This is a genomic window from Candidatus Poriferisodalis sp., assembly GCF_965204195.1.
Lineage (GTDB): Bacteria > Actinomycetota > Acidimicrobiia > Acidimicrobiales > Poriferisodalaceae > Poriferisodalis.
In genome coordinates this window covers 240595-257631 of record NZ_OZ241975.1, presented here as the reverse complement: position 1 = coordinate 257631, position 17037 = coordinate 240595, and the positions used below count along the sequence as shown (strand labels likewise).

General features: G+C 65.3%; 10 protein-coding genes. 5 read left to right on the top strand and 5 right to left on the bottom strand.

The window, feature by feature from the left end; translation table 11 throughout:
- The first annotated feature begins 38 nt into the window (after window positions 1-38).
- The 3 genes from ACOGI8_RS01115 to ACOGI8_RS01105 are packed head-to-tail and all read left to right on the top strand — an operon-like array spanning window position 39 to window position 4009.
- A complete protein-coding gene (locus ACOGI8_RS01115) occupies window positions 39-2153 on the top strand; it encodes a bifunctional aldolase/short-chain dehydrogenase (protein ID WP_419855066.1) in 2115 nt (704 codons plus the stop codon).
- Window positions 2154-2208: 55 nt separating this feature from the next.
- Complete coding sequence (locus ACOGI8_RS01110; protein WP_419855065.1) at window positions 2209-2835, top strand: DUF4433 domain-containing protein; 627 nt, start codon at window positions 2209-2211, stop codon at window positions 2833-2835.
- A gap of 46 nt (window positions 2836-2881) precedes the next feature.
- Complete coding sequence (locus ACOGI8_RS01105; RefSeq protein ID WP_419855064.1) at window positions 2882-4009, top strand: macro domain-containing protein; 1128 nt, start codon at window positions 2882-2884, stop codon at window positions 4007-4009.
- A gap of 35 nt (window positions 4010-4044) precedes the next feature.
- Here ACOGI8_RS01105 and ACOGI8_RS01100 read toward each other — a convergent pair whose 3' ends face one another.
- The 3 genes from ACOGI8_RS01100 to ACOGI8_RS01090 form a co-directional block, all read right to left on the bottom strand.
- Window positions 4045-6981 carry a DUF499 domain-containing protein gene (locus ACOGI8_RS01100; protein ID WP_419855063.1) on the bottom strand — a complete coding sequence of 979 codons (2937 nt, stop codon included), beginning with the start codon at window positions 6979-6981 and terminating at the stop codon, window positions 4045-4047.
- Between the two features lie 2 nt (window positions 6982-6983).
- Window positions 6984-9500: a DUF1156 domain-containing protein gene (locus ACOGI8_RS01095; protein WP_419855062.1), complete on the bottom strand. Its 2517-nt coding sequence runs from the start codon at window positions 9498-9500 to the stop codon at window positions 6984-6986.
- Window positions 9501-9712: 212 nt separating this feature from the next.
- Window positions 9713-13117 carry a helicase-related protein gene (locus ACOGI8_RS01090; protein WP_419855061.1) on the bottom strand — a complete coding sequence of 1135 codons (3405 nt, stop codon included), beginning with the start codon at window positions 13115-13117 and terminating at the stop codon, window positions 9713-9715.
- A gap of 54 nt (window positions 13118-13171) precedes the next feature.
- Between ACOGI8_RS01090 and ACOGI8_RS01085 the strand changes: the two genes are divergently transcribed.
- Both ACOGI8_RS01085 and ACOGI8_RS01080 read left to right on the top strand, forming a co-directional pair.
- Window positions 13172-13912 carry a RelA/SpoT domain-containing protein gene (locus ACOGI8_RS01085; protein ID WP_419855060.1) on the top strand — a complete coding sequence of 247 codons (741 nt, stop codon included), beginning with the start codon at window positions 13172-13174 and terminating at the stop codon, window positions 13910-13912.
- Between the two features lie 55 nt (window positions 13913-13967).
- Window positions 13968-14231 (top strand): hypothetical protein, encoded by a 264-nt coding sequence (locus tag ACOGI8_RS01080; protein ID WP_419855059.1) that lies wholly within the window; start codon window positions 13968-13970, stop codon window positions 14229-14231.
- A 69-nt stretch (window positions 14232-14300) separates the two neighbouring features.
- Here ACOGI8_RS01080 and ACOGI8_RS01075 read toward each other — a convergent pair whose 3' ends face one another.
- Together ACOGI8_RS01075 and ACOGI8_RS01070 are read right to left on the bottom strand one after the other, a co-directional pair.
- The gene (locus ACOGI8_RS01075; RefSeq protein ID WP_419855058.1) at window positions 14301-15932 is read right to left on the bottom strand and encodes an ABC transporter ATP-binding protein; all 1632 of its coding nucleotides are present in this window, start codon (window positions 15930-15932) and stop codon (window positions 14301-14303) included.
- On the bottom strand, window positions 15929-16987 hold the full coding sequence (locus ACOGI8_RS01070) for an ABC transporter permease (RefSeq protein WP_419855057.1): 1059 nt from the start codon (window positions 16985-16987) through the stop codon (window positions 15929-15931). The genes ACOGI8_RS01075 and ACOGI8_RS01070 overlap by 4 nt, the downstream gene beginning before the upstream one ends.
- Between the last annotated feature and the right edge of the window lie 50 nt (window positions 16988-17037).

The following is a 17037-nucleotide window of genomic DNA, read 5'->3' as shown; positions in this document are numbered from 1 at the left end:
CCGGTGGCGTTGGGCTCGGCCCAACCGGGGAGAGGCCGGTGCTGAACCGCTGGGACGACGCTGAGGCGGCACGCTGGGCCGAGCTGGGTGACCTCGGCGAGATCACCTACGGCTCGCGCGTGGTGGGCGCCGATCCAGCGCTGGTGCTGCACGGCGGCGGCAACACGTCCATCAAGGGCCACAGCACCGACGCCTGGGGCGAACCGGTCCCGACGCTGTGGGTGAAGGGCAGCGGCTGGGATCTCGCGACCATCGAACCGCCCGGCTTCGCACCGCTTCGCTTGGAGCCCGTCCGGCGCCTGGCCGAGCTGGCGGAGCTGAGCGACACCGAGATGGTGAACCAGCTGCGGATCCAACTGCTCGACGCCAGCGCTCCGAACCCGTCGGTGGAGGCGATCCTGCATGCGCTGCTGCCCCACCGCTCGGTGCTTCATAGTCATGCCGACGCCGTGCTGGCACTCACCAACACCGCCGACGGCGACGGGCGGGTGCGCGAGCTGTGGGGCGACCGGGCTGTCGTGGTGCCCTACGTGATGCCCGGTTTCGATCTGGCCCGTCGCTGCGCGGACGAATGGCAGGCGCAGGCCCACGACGGCACCGAGGCGATGGTCCTGCTCAACCACGGCATCTTCACCTTCGGCGAGACCACGCGCCAGGCATACGACTCGATGATCGACCGGATCAGCGAGGCCGAGCAGTGCCTCGCAGAAGCGGGCGTGACATCGTTCGGCGAGACCGGCGACGACAGCCTGCTGCAAGAACTGTGGGGCAGCGCCGACGCCGGGGCTCTGACGGCGGACCAAGTCGAAACGGTGGCCGAGCTGCGTGCAGAGATGTCGGCCGCGGCGGGCGTACCGATGCTGCTGCGGGCCGTGCATGACGAGCGGGCAGCAGCGTTCTGCGCCCGCAACGACCTGGTTTCGGTGGCACAGCGAGGGCCGGCGACGCCCGATCACATCATTCGCACCAAGCAGTTCCCGATGGTGGGCCGCGACGTGGATGCCTTCATCGAGGGTTACCGCGCGTACTTCGAGCGAAACTGCGGGCGTCACGCCGACGGCGCATCGCAATCCGATCACAGATCCGACGAGGAAGGCAGTTCGCAGACCTCGCTCACGATGCTCGACCCAGCACCGCGTGTGGTGCTCGATCCCGAACTCGGGCTGTGGACCGCGGGCCGCCGCGCAGCCGACTGCGACATCGCTGCGGACATCTACCTGCACACGATCGACGTCATCAGCGCCGCAGAGGCTCTCGGGGGCTACGTCGCGCTCAGCGAAGCCGACCTGTTCGACGTGGAGTACTGGGAGCTCGAGCAGGCGAAGCTGGCGCGGGCCGGCGCGCCAGCTGGCTTGGCCGGCCAGGTGGCGCTCGTGACGGGTGCTGCTTCGGGCATCGGACAGGCCGCAGCCGCGGCGTTGGCCGCAGCCGGAGCGGCAATAGTCGGCATCGATATCGACATCGGCATCACGCACGACGATGACGGCGACAGCGACCGGCCGTCAGCACTGCACGGTTCGGCATGGCTCGGAATCGAGGCCGACGTCACCGATGCCGGAGCGGTGACCGAAGCGGTTGCCAGCGCAATCGAGCGCTTCGGCGGCATCGACATCGTGGTAGCGGCGGCCGGCATCTTCGGCCCGTCGGCGCCGCTGGAAGAGCTCGTTGATGACTCCGGCCTCGGCACGGCATGGCAGCAGACATTCGACATCAACGTGAGCGGCGCGGCGAACACCCTCGCCGCGGTTCATCGGGTGGTGCGGCACTCGCCGGCCGGAGGTCGTGTTGTCATCGTCGGTTCGAAGAACGTGCCCGCACCCGGCAAAGGCGCAGCGGCCTACTCGGCATCGAAAGCAGCGCTGACGCAGCTCGCCCGTGTGGCAGCGCTCGAATGGGCGCCCGACGGCATCACCGTCAACGTCGTGCATCCTGACGGCGTGTTCGACACGGGGCTGTGGTCGGACGAGCTCATCGCCCAGCGCGCTGCCAGCTACGGGCTCACCTCCGAGCAGTACCGGCGGCGCAACCTGCTGGGCCGCGAACTGGCGTCACCCGACGTCGGCGCGCTGATCGCCCAAATGTGCGGCCCGGCGTTCGCCCACACCACCGGCGCCCAGATCCCCCAGGACGGCGGCAGCGACCGAGTCATCTAGCCGGGCCGACCCCTCCTATCCGCTACGTGCGCGACGCGACGCGCGAACGTGGGGAGTGCACGCCCGCAAGTGGAGGTGCGCCGTGGAGCGCGCGGACCTGACCGAGTTGCACTACATCTGCCATATGAACAACTTGCCGTCAATTCTCGCGAACGGCATCCTCAGCCATAGGCACGCTCAACGACACCACCCGACCCGAATCGCGAACGAAGATGTCCAAGGCCGACGTGCTAGGACGACGGTGCCGGGCGGCCGTCCGTTACACGACTACGTGAATCTGTATCTCAATGCACGCAACCCGATGCTGTATCGGGTCACCGACGGCGGTAACGACGTAGAACATCTGTGTGTGTTGTCAGTCTCGACGCAGGTACTTGACCACGACGACGTGGTGCTGACCGACGGAAACGCTGCCTCGGGTCCGACGGCGTTCCGCTCGGTGTCCAGCGGCTTGGCTGCGATCGAGCGTCAACGCGTCTTCGCCCAGAATTGGAACCATGCAGATCCGTTGGAGAAGCGAGAGCACCGACGGGTGATGTGTGCTGAAATCCTTGTGCCAAGATCCGTCGACGCTGCGATGATCTCGGGCGTCTACGTCGCCAGTGACCGGATCGCTGCCTCAGTCTCGGCTAGCGTTGCGAACGTTCGCGCGATCGTCAAGGAGTCTCTCTTTTTTCGTTGATGCGAGTAGGCACGAACAAGGCAGGAAGCACAGCCGGGGGGACAGCGTGATTCATCTCACGACAGGCGATGTGCTCTCGGCCAATGCTCAGACGCTCGTCAACACGGTCAATTGCGTAGGCGTAATGGGCAAAGGCGTCGCGCTGGGCTTCAAGCAGCGGTTTCCTGAGATGTTCCGCGACTACGCCGAGCGATGCCGAGAAGGCTTGGTGCGGCTTGGAGAACCGTACCTCTTCAGACCACTCGTCGAGCCTTGGATACTCAACTTCCCTACTAAGGACCATTGGCGATCTGTGTCACGGCTCAGCGACATTGAGGCGGGACTCGACTACCTCGCATCCCATCTCACGCAGTGGGGCATCACGTCGATGGCAGTGCCTCCTCTCGGCTGTGGCCAGGGCGGTCTCGACTGGCCAACTGTGGGACCCGTGCTGTACCGCCGGCTCGAGGAGTTGGCAATCCCGGTGATTCTCTACGCGCCCCAAGACACGCCCGTCGAGCAGGTCTCCAGGGAGTTCCTGATGGAAGGCGGTGGCGGAGCAGCGACCGATCCCGATTCGAACATTCCGGCAGCCTGGATGGCTCTGGCAGTGATCATCCGCAAGCTAGAGCGAGAGCGTTATGCGGCACCTGTCGGACGAACTTCGTTTCAGAAGCTCGCGTACTTCGCGACCGTCGCAAGTGTTCCTACTGGCCTTGAGTTCGAGCAACGAAGCTACGGACCGTTCGCCAACGGACTCAAGTCAATTCAGACGAGGCTTATCAACAACGGAATTCTGGCGGAATCCAAGGTGGGCCGAATGTTCGAGGTTCACACAGGTGCCGCGTACCGCGATGTGGTACGCCGCCGCCAGCATGAAATCGAAGTGCACATCGAAGCGATCGAGCGCACGGCTGATCTCATGCTCCGCGTCGACACAAAGCGGGCTGAAGCCTACGCGTCGGCGCACTTCGCGGCCGTTCTGTTAGCTCACGACAAGGGCGGGCGGCCGACTGAGGCCGAGGTGCTGGCGCAGGTCATGCGCTGGAAGTCACGACGCCGCCCACCTCTGGCCGAAGAGGACGCTGCCGACGCGATCCGCAGTTTGAGCATGCTGGGTTGGCTTGACGCGGAATTCAGCGAGACACTCCCGGCGCACGACGACTTTCCTGATACCGAGAGCGCTGCAGCGTAGGCACCTGCAGGCCACCGGCTGAATCTGACAAGCAGCTAGAACTGGCGGGCGTCGATGGTGACGCCGGCGTCTTGGGCTAGAGCGCGGAGTGTTTCGATATCGGCGGGCTCGGCCGTGAGCGTGATCTGAGTGCTTTGTGTGATGTGCTGGATCTCGTTGTTCTCGAAGCCGTCTTCGATGCGGTTGATGATCTCGCGCAACAGGTTGACGAGGCTGTCCCGGTCTACCTCCGGCCCGAGGCTCGTGTTGGCGGTCAGCGAGAGCTGCCAGTGCTGGGCTGGCGGCGGTGGCGGAGTCGGCGTGGGTGGGGTGGGCTGAGGCTGCGCCGGGGTGACGACATCGGGCGGGGCAGGTTCGGGTGCTGGACTGGGGGCTTCGGGCACCGTCGCGCGCCGGAGGCGCACGGTACGAGAGGCCAGATTGATGTCGCCGCGGTCGTGAACGGTGTACACGTTGTTGCCGTCGTCGATGAGTTCGACATCACCGCGACGGACGGCTTCGTAGATGGCCTCGGACAGCTCACCTGCTCCAGTAGGCAGCAGTGGCTTGTGCGGGTTCGACCAGAAGCTGTCGCGGACCTCGGCGAGTGGCACGCCGTAGTCACTGTCGCGCAGGTTGTGCATCAGAGCGCTGTAGCCGAACTCACCGACTTCGAACGCCTTGCTCTCGTCGCGCAGCAATGCCCACACGTGAGCTCCGTTCAAGGCGTCCTGCTTGTCGGTTGCGAGCCGTACGAAGCGCTCTTCCCGTTCGAACTCGCCCTTCGGTGCGAGGTATGCGATGTGGCGGTAACACAGCTTGACCCGAGCATCGAGCGCCTTGAGCGCTTCGGCGGCGTCCCGCTTCGCTTGGGCAGCCATGTCGTCGTCGGCTTGGACGGCAGGAAGCTCGGCCACACGCTTGCGGGCCAGCCACTCCGAGGCGAGGCCTCGGGCCTGCGCCCGAGTGGCCGTGTTGGCGACTGCAAATACAGCCGACGATGCCCACTGCACGCTCATGGGCGACGAACCCCGGCCCATCGCGGCTGCGATTGCCTCGCGGGTCACCGTGTCGTCGCCGTTGAACAGCGAGAACCAGCGCGAGTCCAGGATCACCAGGCGCGTCTGGTGCTGCCGGTCGATGCCGGCCTGTCCGATCACGTCGCGTGCCGCTGCAAACGAAACGCCCTCTGGAGGGACATCGCCGCCATCGACAGAAACGACGTCACCGAAGGGGCCCGAACTCGTCAGCGCAAACGCGCGCTCCGTGACGGCCTGGTCACGGTCGGCCTCGCTGACCGCCTGTTTCTCGGCTTTGGTGAGCATCCCGAGCGTCTTGCGAGTCTCGACGACCCACCGCTTAGGACTGCTGCCTCGACCCGCAATCGAGTCCACCGAGGCCATGCCCGCATCGGTTTCCAGCAGCTCAACAGCCACCGCCTCGGCATCGCCAGCGCCGTAGCCGCTGACCGGCACGAACGACGCAGCGTGCAGTTCCGCCTCGGTCGCACCCCGAGCACCGTTCGCTCGGGGACACAGCGACCGGACGAACAGCGCTGTAGCCATCCGTTCCGCTGATCGCGGATTGTCGTTGCTCCAGCCCTCGGTGCGAAGCGCGTCTAGCCGACGTGCTACACCCCGGTCCGGATTGTGCTGATCAACGATGTCGACGCTCGCGACCTCGCGCAAGTTCGACAGGGTCCGGTGATCGGCCACCAAACCGGAACTGAGCAGCGAGTCGCGTACCTGATGTGACTGCAAGGGCAGGTCGCCACTATCGATCAGTTCCGGAACCCATTCGCCGTCGGAAGCCCGACGCGACTGCTCATAGGCAGTCGACGCGAAGAGGCGGATGGTGGAACGGACACGCTGGAAACCGGCATGCTGCGCCCACTCGTTCTCGGCGAGGGCAATCAGGCTGGGATGGAACGGAAAGCAGCGGGCCACGGCGTCACGAAACGCGGCGCCTGTCGGCCCGCCAAGCTTGTCGAACACCTTGGTCGCCCACGGACCTCGCATGTGCTCGGTGAAACGGTCCGCGACGTGGTCGGTCTCGGCACGGGGCGGCAGGCGTTCGAACAGCCGCCGTTGGATGATCTCAGCGAAGTCGCCGCCGCCCGTTACCGCCGTTGTACGGCCGTTGCGGGTCAGCAGCGCCTCCAGTTCGGTTTGGCACTGGGCACCCGCTTCGTTCAACGCCATGTCGTCTTGGTCCGACGCGATCATCACCACCACGACGACACAGTTCGGCACGTCGTTCACGACATCGAGCAACGCCCGAAGGAACGCCATCTCACGCAGTGCACCGTCGGGATCGTTGGCCGCCGCCAGCCGGATGTAGTCCATGATCTCGTCGACCAGGATGAGCACCGGCCGACCGGTACTCCGCAGCGCCTCGGCTAGATGCTTCTTACTGGTGATGTGCTCCTTGAACTGGTCGTAGCGGTGCCCGTCCTTGTCGAAGAGCCGCCACAAGAACCGCTCGCCGAGCAGTTGCGCAGGGCCGAAGTCTTCGCTCGCAGCAGTGGTGTTGTCGCAATCAAGCACAACGCAGACCGGGCTGCCGAGGTCGGGTCGCACGTTGCCATCACCGGCGATCTCTCGCGCCGATGCGAATACCTCTCGGCCCAAATCGGTCGGTGCCAGCTCAGTGGGATGAGCGGCGAGATGCCAGAGGCCGATCAACCCATGTGACTTGCCCCCGCCCATCGCTTGGTCGAGTCGCCATACGGCAGCTGTCTGCGTTGATCCCTCCACACCGAGTCGCACAGCAACCCGTGCCATGAGCTCGACGAGGTCACCCGTCGGGTGAGTAATCGCGCCGAAGTACGACGGTGACGCGTATGGCGTCTGATTGGACTCGATGCCAGCCACGCCGAACACGGCGTCGTGCAGTGACATCTGCACGTCGTCTACCGCACCATCGCTGCGCGTGACCTCTGGACGCAAGGCGACGGTTTCCCACCACGGATGCGCTTGGGTACTCGCGTTCATCGTCAGTCAATCCCCTCCTGCACAAACAGCGTGCCCTGTCGATCCTGTCGTTCCTCTTCCGCCAGCCGCTCGCCGGTCTCATGCGTCAGCCGCGTGGCCCGCTCGGCGATCAGATGCCGCTGCCGCACGACCCAAGTGAAGGTCTGCCCGTCACGATCGCTCTCGCCGAGCACGCGACCGAATTCGGACATGGCGGCCCACAGCATCTCGTCATCCGCCCGCTCCAGCAGGTGCAAGGCCGTCGCGATGTCGCTGATCGAACGCCCCTCAGCGGCAACAGCGAACACGATGTCCACCACGGGGCTTGTGGGGTGGAGGCTGAGCGAGTCGACGGTCTCATCGCCGAATGCCAACCGTGGACCGCCCTTCACTTTCTGCAGCACTCCCTTGACATCGTCCTCAGTCACGTCGTAGGACAGTCGCAGCCAACGTGCCTCGGACGCTGGGGCGACGCCGCGGCCGTGCTGACGCAGCCACGAGAGCGCGAACCGGGTACGCACATCGAAGTCAGTCAGCTTGAACCGATCAATCCGTACATCGGCGGCGGCTTCGACTGCACGATGCGCCATCCCCAGAAAGTGATCGAACGGCACAGGCTGGCCAGTGAAGTCGCGCACTTCGGAGTACTTGCCGACAACCTCCATCGCCGGGGCAATCGCCGCCATGCGCTGGTCGGAATCGGCCAAGCCATCAGCAGTCCAAGCAGGGACACGCGATGCGATCACCGCCCGAATCTCCTCGTCCACCATGCGGACATCACCAACGGGCCGATCCTGTCGGGCGGCGCGGCACGCCATCATGATCGTATTGTCGATGTACTCGCCAGCCTGCTTGCCGCCCTTCTCGGTGCTGCACGGCCACGAGCCGGTCAAAACCAGTCCTGCATCGCTGATGGCCGTGAGCACGCGAACCCAAGCATCAGGATCTCCATGCCCGAACACGATGCTGACCACACCGTCGGGCTTGACCTTCAGTCGCGCCTGCTCAAAAGCCTTCGTGATGGTCTGCCTGTAATGAGCTTCCGTGCGGTGATCAGGATCATCGATGGTTGTCTTCTTGATAACCGCTTCATGCGTCTTCTCCTGCAGCCCACCGGCGTCGGTGGTCACCCCGAACCAGGGATCGGCGGTGACCAGGAGCCGCTTGAGCCACACGTACATCAAGTCAGATGAGTCGCAGTAGTTGATCATCGAGTCGTATGGCGGGTCAGTCACCACTGAATCGAGGGACGCATCTGGCAGCGCCAACTCGGTGGCAGAACCGCGCTGCACCGATGCCGGATTGCCAGCAGCTCGCTCAAGTTGCTTTCGGAGGCTTCGAATCGTGTGAACCGACAATGAGATCCACGTGCCCGGACCCTCACCGCATCCGGTTTCGAAGTAATCGAAGCTGTGTGAGATACCGGAGTCGTTGTAGTAGATGTGCCCCGTCTTCTGCGAGGGAACCTGAAGCGTCGCGCACCTGCTGCTGTACTTCATTCGACGGGCGAGATTCGAAGCGGCGTAGCCCGCCAGCGCCGAGACGTAGTCGTCGCTGGCCCCCGCAGCTTGCATCCGCGCACTCATCTGGTTGACGATGCGTGCAAGCCGGACGAACCCAAGGGTTTGGCGGTCGTTGCACAGTTCGCCCCAACTGCGATATCCGAAGTTCACGGGGGCGATGAACCTCGAGAGCCCGGGGTCCATCGGCTCACGGGGCACTGCAGATAAGTCAGGCCCGAATGGCCCTTCCGCGCTGAGTACCGCGTCGAGTCTCTCCGCGGCAGCCAGATCGGCGCTGCTGGGCTCGCGGTAACGCTTGCCAACATCAGCATCAAGATCGGCAACTGCAAGCATCACATCATCCTTGAGGCCGTCGCGCATCATGCGCTTGAGCGTTTCCGAGTGATGTGTGTGGCCGCAGAACGAACAGACGCCGCTCTTGCCGCGATCCCCCGCAGTCTCTCTCAGTGTGGGTTGAGACTCCGGCTTCCCGTCGTGAACCTCGGCAGCACAGGCACCTAACGATTCGTGGGGAACGATTCGGTAGGACTGTCCCGGGTCGTCCTTCTTTGGGTTGGGATTGCGAAGGGCGAGCCTTCCGGTGAGCGGAAATCGGTTGCCGCAGTTCGTGCAGGGCAACGTCACGGCCCACACGTAGCCCCACGGACGCTTGCCGTTGACGACTGGATAAAACTCACCCATCACAGACTCGTAACGACGTCCTACTTCGTTGAGCACGAATCGCACGTCTCGCAATAGCCGCGGTTCGGTGAAGTACTCGGCGGCGTGCTCGTCGTACCCTTCGAACGGCAACGGCGGCTCGTCGTCCCAATTGCGCATCGGGTAGTCGGCCAACAAGCGGCCGGCGAGAGTTGCAACCGGTGAGTAGTCGATGCCCCAGGCCTGCACGCCCAACCGGGCGGCTTCGAGCGGAATCATCGCCCTGCCCGAGAACGGATCACAGAGCTTCGCACCGTCGGGGTAATGCTTGGCAAGCTCGGCGCGCAATTCGACATTCGCGGCGTCGTAGTCAGTCATCGCCTCCCGAACGAGATTCTTCAGGCTTTCTTGTTCGCTCGGATCGTGAGGCCACGGCAACAAAGAGCAGAGCACGGCCGCCTTGGCCTGGGCCAGTGGTCGTGATGCGAACCAGGTGAACAAGCTCTTCTCAGCGAAGCCCGTGCCCCAGCCACGGGCCGAGTGCGTCGATACTTCCTCACACGGGAACCACCGTTCGATCAAGCGCGTGCTCATGCATCGTCGCCTTGATGTTCAAGTGCCGCGCTCAATGCGCTGCCGGCGAGCCGGTACTCGGTGACGTCCTGGAGGCTGTCGCGGAAGACGTTCGCTGGGTCCTGCCAATGCCCGAACAGGCTGCCCTCGCCGTCGATGCAGTTGTCCACCACATACAGCCAGTAGTCATCCCGATGCTGACGGGCACTGGTCAATTCGCCGGAGGTCAGACGCACGCCGCTCGTAGAGGCCTGACCGGCCACGCCCTTGACCTCGATGCAACGCACTTGAGGTCCGCGACGAGCTTCGAGGTCGTAACCACGGTTCTGCGTGTGGACATCGGTGACATGCCAGCCATCGGCTACCAGATGCTCAGTGACCCAACGCATGGACACCTCCTCACTCTCAGCAGCAGACTCCAGATCAGCTGGGTCGGCATCCAGCCCAGCCACAACACGCGCCCAACCGATGCGGCGCGGTCCGGATGTGGTCACCTGCGCGACCTTCTGAGCTTCGGCAAGTCGGCTGTCAACCGCGGACTTGATTCGCTGACGTTCCTTCCTGCCAACCGCACGATCAGCGATGTGGTCGGTCAGATGGTTTGGCAACGGCAGTAGCTGGCTCCGTAGCTGGGCCACCCACTTGCTGAGCCGCTGTTCGCGTGCTGCGCGTTCGGACTCGGCGGCGCTATGCGCCACGGCCAGCGCGGCATTGGCGACTGATTCATCAAGCGGTACGCGCTCAACCGCGATACCGGTGCTAGTCATCTCTGACGACGGCGCTACGAGGTTCGGCAATTCCGCCCACGACATGCGGCGCGTGGTGCCATCGGCCAATACGGCGATCAGCCAAGTCTGCGTGCTGTGCCTGGGGTGATGCCGCGGGTTGTCACTGTTTCCACCCTCGGTGATGTCGCTCTCGAACACGAACAGCGTGTAGCTCTCGGGAGAAGCGGTGTCGCAAAGCACAGCGCCCTGCCACATGTCGGTCTCAAGCCGGGCACGCAGTCCTTCGGCCAGCGCGCCGAACGCGTCGTCGCTCGGCCCGAGCATGTAGGCATCGGCTGCACGCTTCACACCTTGGGCTATTGCGGCCGACTGAGCTTCGTGCCGGGTCACCACCAACAACTGTTGACCGTCGGCACCGCCGAGAGCTGAGGGCAGATCCCAACCTTGGGCTTGTGAGTCCGCAGACAGGTAGTAGAAGCCGTCGCCGAGCGGCGCTGGCCGGCAGCCGATCAAACCCGCTGAGGCGGCCCGCTCCAAGAAATGCTCGACGATGACGGGATTGACGCGGGCAACAACCTCGTCGATGCGCGCTGCGTTCGCCGTCTCGGTATCCACTTCCACGCTGAGTTGCGTGGACTCCGCCAAGTAGTCGTCTCTGGCGCGCCTGAGTTCATCGACGGTGGGCCAAGGGTCTGCCGGATCGAACGAGGTCTCGCCGTACCACGGCAGGAGGGATTGCTCTGCTGTGCCGGCATTAGCGCGGGCGCGCTCCATCACTGCTGCAAGACAATCGAACATTTGGCCATCGAGTTCGTTCGCGGCGGCGATCAGCCGTTCAAGCAGCGTTGCAAGCACGTCCCCTTCGCGCGTGCCGAGCGCAACCAAGTTGTAGAGGTACACCTTGTCGTCTTGGCCGATGCGATGGATGCGCCCCATGCGCTGCTCTAGGCGAACGAGCGACCACGGGATATCCCAGTTGACGAGCACATGGGCGGCTTGCAGGTCGATGCCCTCGTTGCCGGCATCAGTGGAGACGATCACCTCGAACTCGCCGTCCTCGAACTGCTGGCGCGTGGTGGCCCGCTCGGGGTGGCTGTCTGCGCCCGAGTAGCTGCGTGCCGTGTAGCCGGCCTTCGTGAACATGCGCACGAGCCATGTGGCCGTGTCGGCGTACTCGGTGAACACGACGAGCTGCTCGCCCGATCCGGGAGTGATGCCGTGCTCGGCCAAGCACTTGCCCAGAGGCAGCCACTTGGAAACTGCTGAACTGGTGTCGGCGGCGGTGCTGGATGCCGCGTCGACGGCCGTTTCCAAGTCGGCCAGCAATTCGGTGATCGCTTCCCGCTCGGCGCGCGCATTGAGCGAACGGGCTGCGGTGACCTGCTCCTCGGCTGCGTCGTCGTCGCTCTCACGTTCGATGACTGCCACATCGTCGTCGCCCGCGAGCGCCGGTCCGTCGGCGGTGCCCATCCGGTCAAGGCGGCGCCGCAGCGTGCAGGCGAGCGCGTACAGCGATGACGCCGCCCGCTTGCCATAGACCATCGCGGCGAGCTGGCGTCCGCGAACCGGGAAGTAGGTATTGGCGATGTGCTGCGAAGCGTCGTAGTACTGCCGCTCGGTGGCATTCAGCCGCACCTTGAGATTGAACGCCTCGCGCTCACGGAACAGCCGTGTGTGCGAGTCGTAGTCGACCAACTGCTCCTTCATGCGGCGCAGAAAGTGCAGCGAGCCAGGGCGAATCAACTTGCGGGTGAGCGGTGCACCGCCCCCGGGCGGCGACGCCAGAGTGTCGCCGCCAACCGCACTAGGGAAGATGATCGGGTCGACGAGATGTAGTAGTTCCCGGAAGTAGCGTTCATCGCCCCGATGGGGCGTCGCGGTGAGAAACAGCGCGTGCGGCACGTCAGCAGACAGCTCGCGACCGACTCGATGAAATGTCTCCGCAGTCGGTGTCATGCGATGCGCTTCATCGAAGATGACGGCATCCCAACCTGCGCGGTCGGGATGCAGCGCTTCGCGAACCTGCGGATTCGCCGCTGCCAAGTGCAACGAGACGACCCAGGTGTCGGCCTGAGTGGTGGCCAAACCATCCCAGCGCACGGTCTCGGCGGTGACCTCGCGCAGGCCTCCACCAAGGAACCTCTCGAAATCGGCCTGCCATTTGCCAACCAAGTGCGCTGGGCAGACAACAAGCGCCCGCTTCACGAGCCCAAGTCGTTGAGCCTCACGCAGCCACAGCCCCGACATCATCGTCTTACCTGTGCCCGGTTCGTCGGCGAGCAGAAAGCGCAGCAACGGCTGGGGCAGCATCCGCCCGTATACGGCATCCATCTGATGCGGATATGGCCGCAGCCGAGTGGACACCAGCACCGTGGACGCTGCGGCACGAGCAGCGTCGAGCATCCACTCTGTCCACAGCCCGGCCAGCACCGTCTCCGGCGCCGCCAGGCAGTCAGCAGCCACGACCTGCAGCGACTCGAACTCCTCGGTTGTCAGCGACACTTTGCGCAGCGAAGCATCGTCATCGTCGTTGCCGTCCGACTCGGATGGGTCGGCCACGTACAAATCGAGCTTGAGCCCACGCGGCACGCACATGTCCACCAGCACAATCGCCGCCTCGCCCGGCAGCCTGACCCGCTGCCCCACCAGCGCCGCAGCCCGCTCGCCCAGCGTCTGCCCCTCCGCCTCCAGCACCCCCGTGACAGTACCGACCCGCTGCCGGGATCGGCTGCGTAGCCTCCACAGCCGGTGGCTGGGCCGATTCAGCTCTCAAACAAACAAGTCAAACGCGCGGGAATCGTGCTGCGCCGACACATGAACGGAGACTTCCCAGGCCCATCACCTGACGAGCTGCGCGACGCCGCGCGTACGGCGGACGCATTTCGTGCCGTACACCGCCAGCCAATGTTGACAGCGCGGATGGGGTTACGGTCCTGCGTCATCTCTGAGGGGTACGAAATCGGCGGCGACACGCAAATCACGCAGCGTCTCAAGCGACGAAGCACCATCTGGGACAAACTCCGCCGCGAACCGGATATGAATCTGGCACGCATGCACGATATTGGCGGCTGCCGAGTCGTATTGCCGTCCTTGAAGGCGGTCGAGAGAGTGAGCCGCCGATTCACCGCCAACAGTCAGCGCCGCAATGGCAAAACCGACCGCATCATCGACTACGTCACGAAGCCTCGTGAATCGGGATACCGAGCCGTCCACATCCGCACGTGGTACGGCGGTCGACGCATCGAGGTGCAGTTGAGGACGCCGTGGCAGCACCTCTGGGCGAGGCTCATCGAGGATCTCACTAGCCGTACAGGTGTGGACTACAAGAGCGGTGACGGCCCACCTGGGCACCACAGCGGGTTGAAGTCACTTGGCGACTTGTACGCAGCACGCGATATCGAAGGGCCGGACCGCTGGGTCCCCGACGACGAACTGCGCGCACTAGCAGAGGAGATCATGGAGTTGATCACACCTGCATCCGCTCGCTGAGTAGTCCAGCGCTCGGCGAGGAACGGCGTGCAGAGGCGCGGACTACCCTGCGTGCATGGCATCCGCTCCCCTTCGGTGCAAGACGATCCACTTCTTGATCGCGTACGACCATGACACGCGCAGCAGAATCGTGATGGAGGAATTCACAAATGGCGCCCGGGCCGTCGAGGCATACGGCGATCTTGAGCGTCAATACGAGGACCACCCGCGCATCGAGGTGGTGCTGCTCGGTGCCGATTCGGAAAAGGCAATCCGAGTCACTCACCCGAACTATTTCGACGACCAGCCGCTCGAAGAACTGTTGCAATTCGCTCGCTGAATCCAGCCTCGCAGCGTGGCTTGCAAATGCGGTCCCCACTCCGCGCCGAGCAGCGCGTCCTGAGGATGTCTACAACGGGTCTTCAGGTGCGGGGGCGGCGCCGGCCATGAGCAGGCCGATCTCCTCACGGGTGGCGGTGCGGGGATCGACCGTGGCCACGATGCGGCCCTCGTACATGACAACGACCCGGTCGCTGAGTGCCAGCACCTCGTCGAGCTCGGCCGACACCAGCAGCACGGCCGTGCCCTCGTCGCGGCGCTCGCGGATGCGGCGCCAGATGAACTCGATGGCGCCGATGTCGATGCCGCGGGTGGGCTGCGCCGCGATGAGCAGGTCGATCTCGTCGGAGAACTCGCGGCCCACGATGAGCTTCTGCTTGTTGCCGCCCGACAGGCTGTCGGCTGGGGACTCCACGTCGGGCGTCCGCACGTCGAAGGTGGCCACGACATCGCGGGCGTGGGAGTCGATGCGGTCGCGCCGCAGCATGCCGCCGGCTGCGAAGGGCCGCTTGAAGTAGCGGTTCAGGACAGAGTTGTCGGCCACCGAGTATGAGCCGATCAGGCCGTGCTTGGCCCGGTCCTCGGGGATGTGCCCCACGCCGATCACCGTGACCTGGCGCGGTCGGGCACCCGACGCATCCCGGTCGCTGATCGACACGGTGCCGGCCGTGCCATGACGCAGCCCGGTGATGGCTTCCACCAGCTCCCGCTGACCGTTGCCCTCCACGCCGGCGACGCCGACGATCTCACCGGCGCGTACTGCGAGTGACAGCTCGTCGACGGCTCGCTGGCCGCGGTCATCATCGGCGCAGAGGCCAGTTATGTCGAGCACCACCGGCCACTCGCCAGCCTCGGCGATCGGGGCTTCGTCGCTGGTGACAGCCGGCGTCGAGATCGCCGATCCCACGCCGGTGGCACCCGATTCGAACCGGTCGCCGTGCAGATCCACCGCGCGGCCCACCATCAGCTCGGCCAGTGCCGCCTCGCTGGTCTGCGCGGGCGTGGTGGTGCCCACCACCCGGCCCTCGCGCAGCACCACGATGTCGTCGGCTGCGGCCATGACCTCGCGCAGCTTGTGGGTGATGAACACGATGCCCACGCCTTGGGCGGTCAGGCCGCGCAGCACGTCGAGCAGGTGATCGGTCTCCTGCGGGGTGAGCACTGCGGTCGGCTCGTCGGCGATCAGCACCCTCGCATCGCGGTACAGCGCCTTGAGGATCTCGACGCGCTGCTGGGCTCCGACCGGCAGGTCCTCCACCGCCGCATCGGGGTCGACATGGAGTCCGAATCGGTCGGCCAGGTCCATCACCCGGCGGCGCGCCTGGGCCACGTCGATCATGCCGAGCTTGCGCGGCTCGGCACCGAGCACGATGTTGCGCACCACGCTCATCGGCGGCACGAGCTGGAAGTGCTGATGCACCATGCCGACGCCGCGGGCGATGGCATCGTGCGGGCTCGACAGCTCGACGTTCTCGTCGGCAATCACGACCTGACCCGCATCGGGGCGGTGCAGGCCGAACAGCACGTTGACGAGGGTGCTCTTGCCCGCACCGTTCTCGCCCAGCAGCGCCAGGATCCGCCCGGGCCGCAGCTCGACCGAGACGTCGTCGTTGGCCACGACCGCGCCGAAGCGCTTGGTGATGCCGTGGCCGGCCAGCAGCACCTCGGGCTCCGCCTGCGAGACAGCGGTCGCAGCCATCATCGGACCTCGTACGGCTGGCCGAGCGCAGCCGGGTCGCGCATGCGGCCGAACAGGCCTGCTGCGGCCACGACGATGATCGTGACCACGAACGGCAGCATCCCCACGAACTGCGCCGGGATGTCGAAGGTGTCATTGAGCTGGAACTGGCCTTGCAGTGCCGTGGTGAAGCCGAAGAACAGCGCCGCCGCGTAGGCGCCCAGCGGGGTGCGGCGACCGAAGATCATCACGGCCAACGCCAGGAAGCCCCGCCCGCCCGACATCGCCCGGGTGAACGTGCCCACCGACTCCAGCGCCAAGTACGCGCCGCCGAGGCCGGCCAAGCCGCCCGCCAGCGTCACATTCCAGTAGCGCAGCCGGATCACATCGATGCCCACGGTGGCCGCGGCACCGGGGTGCTCGCCGATGGCGGTCGTGCGCATCCCCCACACCGAGCGCAGCAGCAGCACGTGGAGCACCACGACCAGCACGAGCGCCAAGTACGTCAGCGGCGGGCGGTTGAACAGCGCCGTGCCCACGACGGGCAGGTCGGCGAGCGGGCCGAGCTCGATCGATTGATACTTCGGCTGGCCCAGCGAACGCCCCCGGTCGTAGAAGAACGAGGTCAGGCCCAGCGCCGCGATGTTCAGGACCGTGCCGGCGATGATCTGGTCGGTTCGCAGCCCGACCGACATTGCAGCGAGCATCCAGCCCATCGCCAGACCGGTGCTGACGCCCGCGACAACGCCCAAGAACAGCGAGCCGGACATCGACGCCACGGTGAAGGCCGTAAAGGCCGACATCAGGAACTGGCCTTCGATGCCGATGTTCACGATGCCCGAACGCTCGCCGATCATCCCGCACATGGCGCCCAGCACCAGCAGGGTGGCGGCGCGCACGGTGCCCCCGAGCACGGCGGTGGTCTGCGCCCCGTCCCAGGCGTAGAAGCCCCACACGCACGCCACCAGCACGACGGCCCCCGCCACTGACCACACGCGCTGCGGCGACCAGCCCGACGGCCCCAAGCCAGCGCGGTCGCTCAGCGTGCTGGCGGTCAGGTCCGTTGCCGGCATATTCATGGCCGCCTGCCGCCGTGCCTCAGCAACCGCAGCTCCGAGGCCGCGGCAGG

What these genes read in the sequence shown, in the direction of transcription:
- ACOGI8_RS01100 (WP_419855063.1), bottom strand. Translation starts at nt 6,981, where the DNA reads ATGAACGCGAGTACCCAAGCGCATCCGTGGTGGGAAACCGTCGCCTTG.
- ACOGI8_RS01095 (WP_419855062.1), bottom strand. Translation starts at nt 9,500, where the DNA reads ATGACTGACTACGACGCCGCGAATGTCGAATTGCGCGCCGAGCTTGCC.
- ACOGI8_RS01080 (WP_419855059.1), top strand. Translation starts at nt 13,968, where the DNA reads ATGGCATCCGCTCCCCTTCGGTGCAAGACGATCCACTTCTTGATCGCG.
- ACOGI8_RS01075 (WP_419855058.1), bottom strand. Translation starts at nt 15,932, where the DNA reads ATGATGGCTGCGACCGCTGTCTCGCAGGCGGAGCCCGAGGTGCTGCTG.
- ACOGI8_RS01070 (WP_419855057.1), bottom strand. Translation starts at nt 16,987, where the DNA reads ATGAATATGCCGGCAACGGACCTGACCGCCAGCACGCTGAGCGACCGC.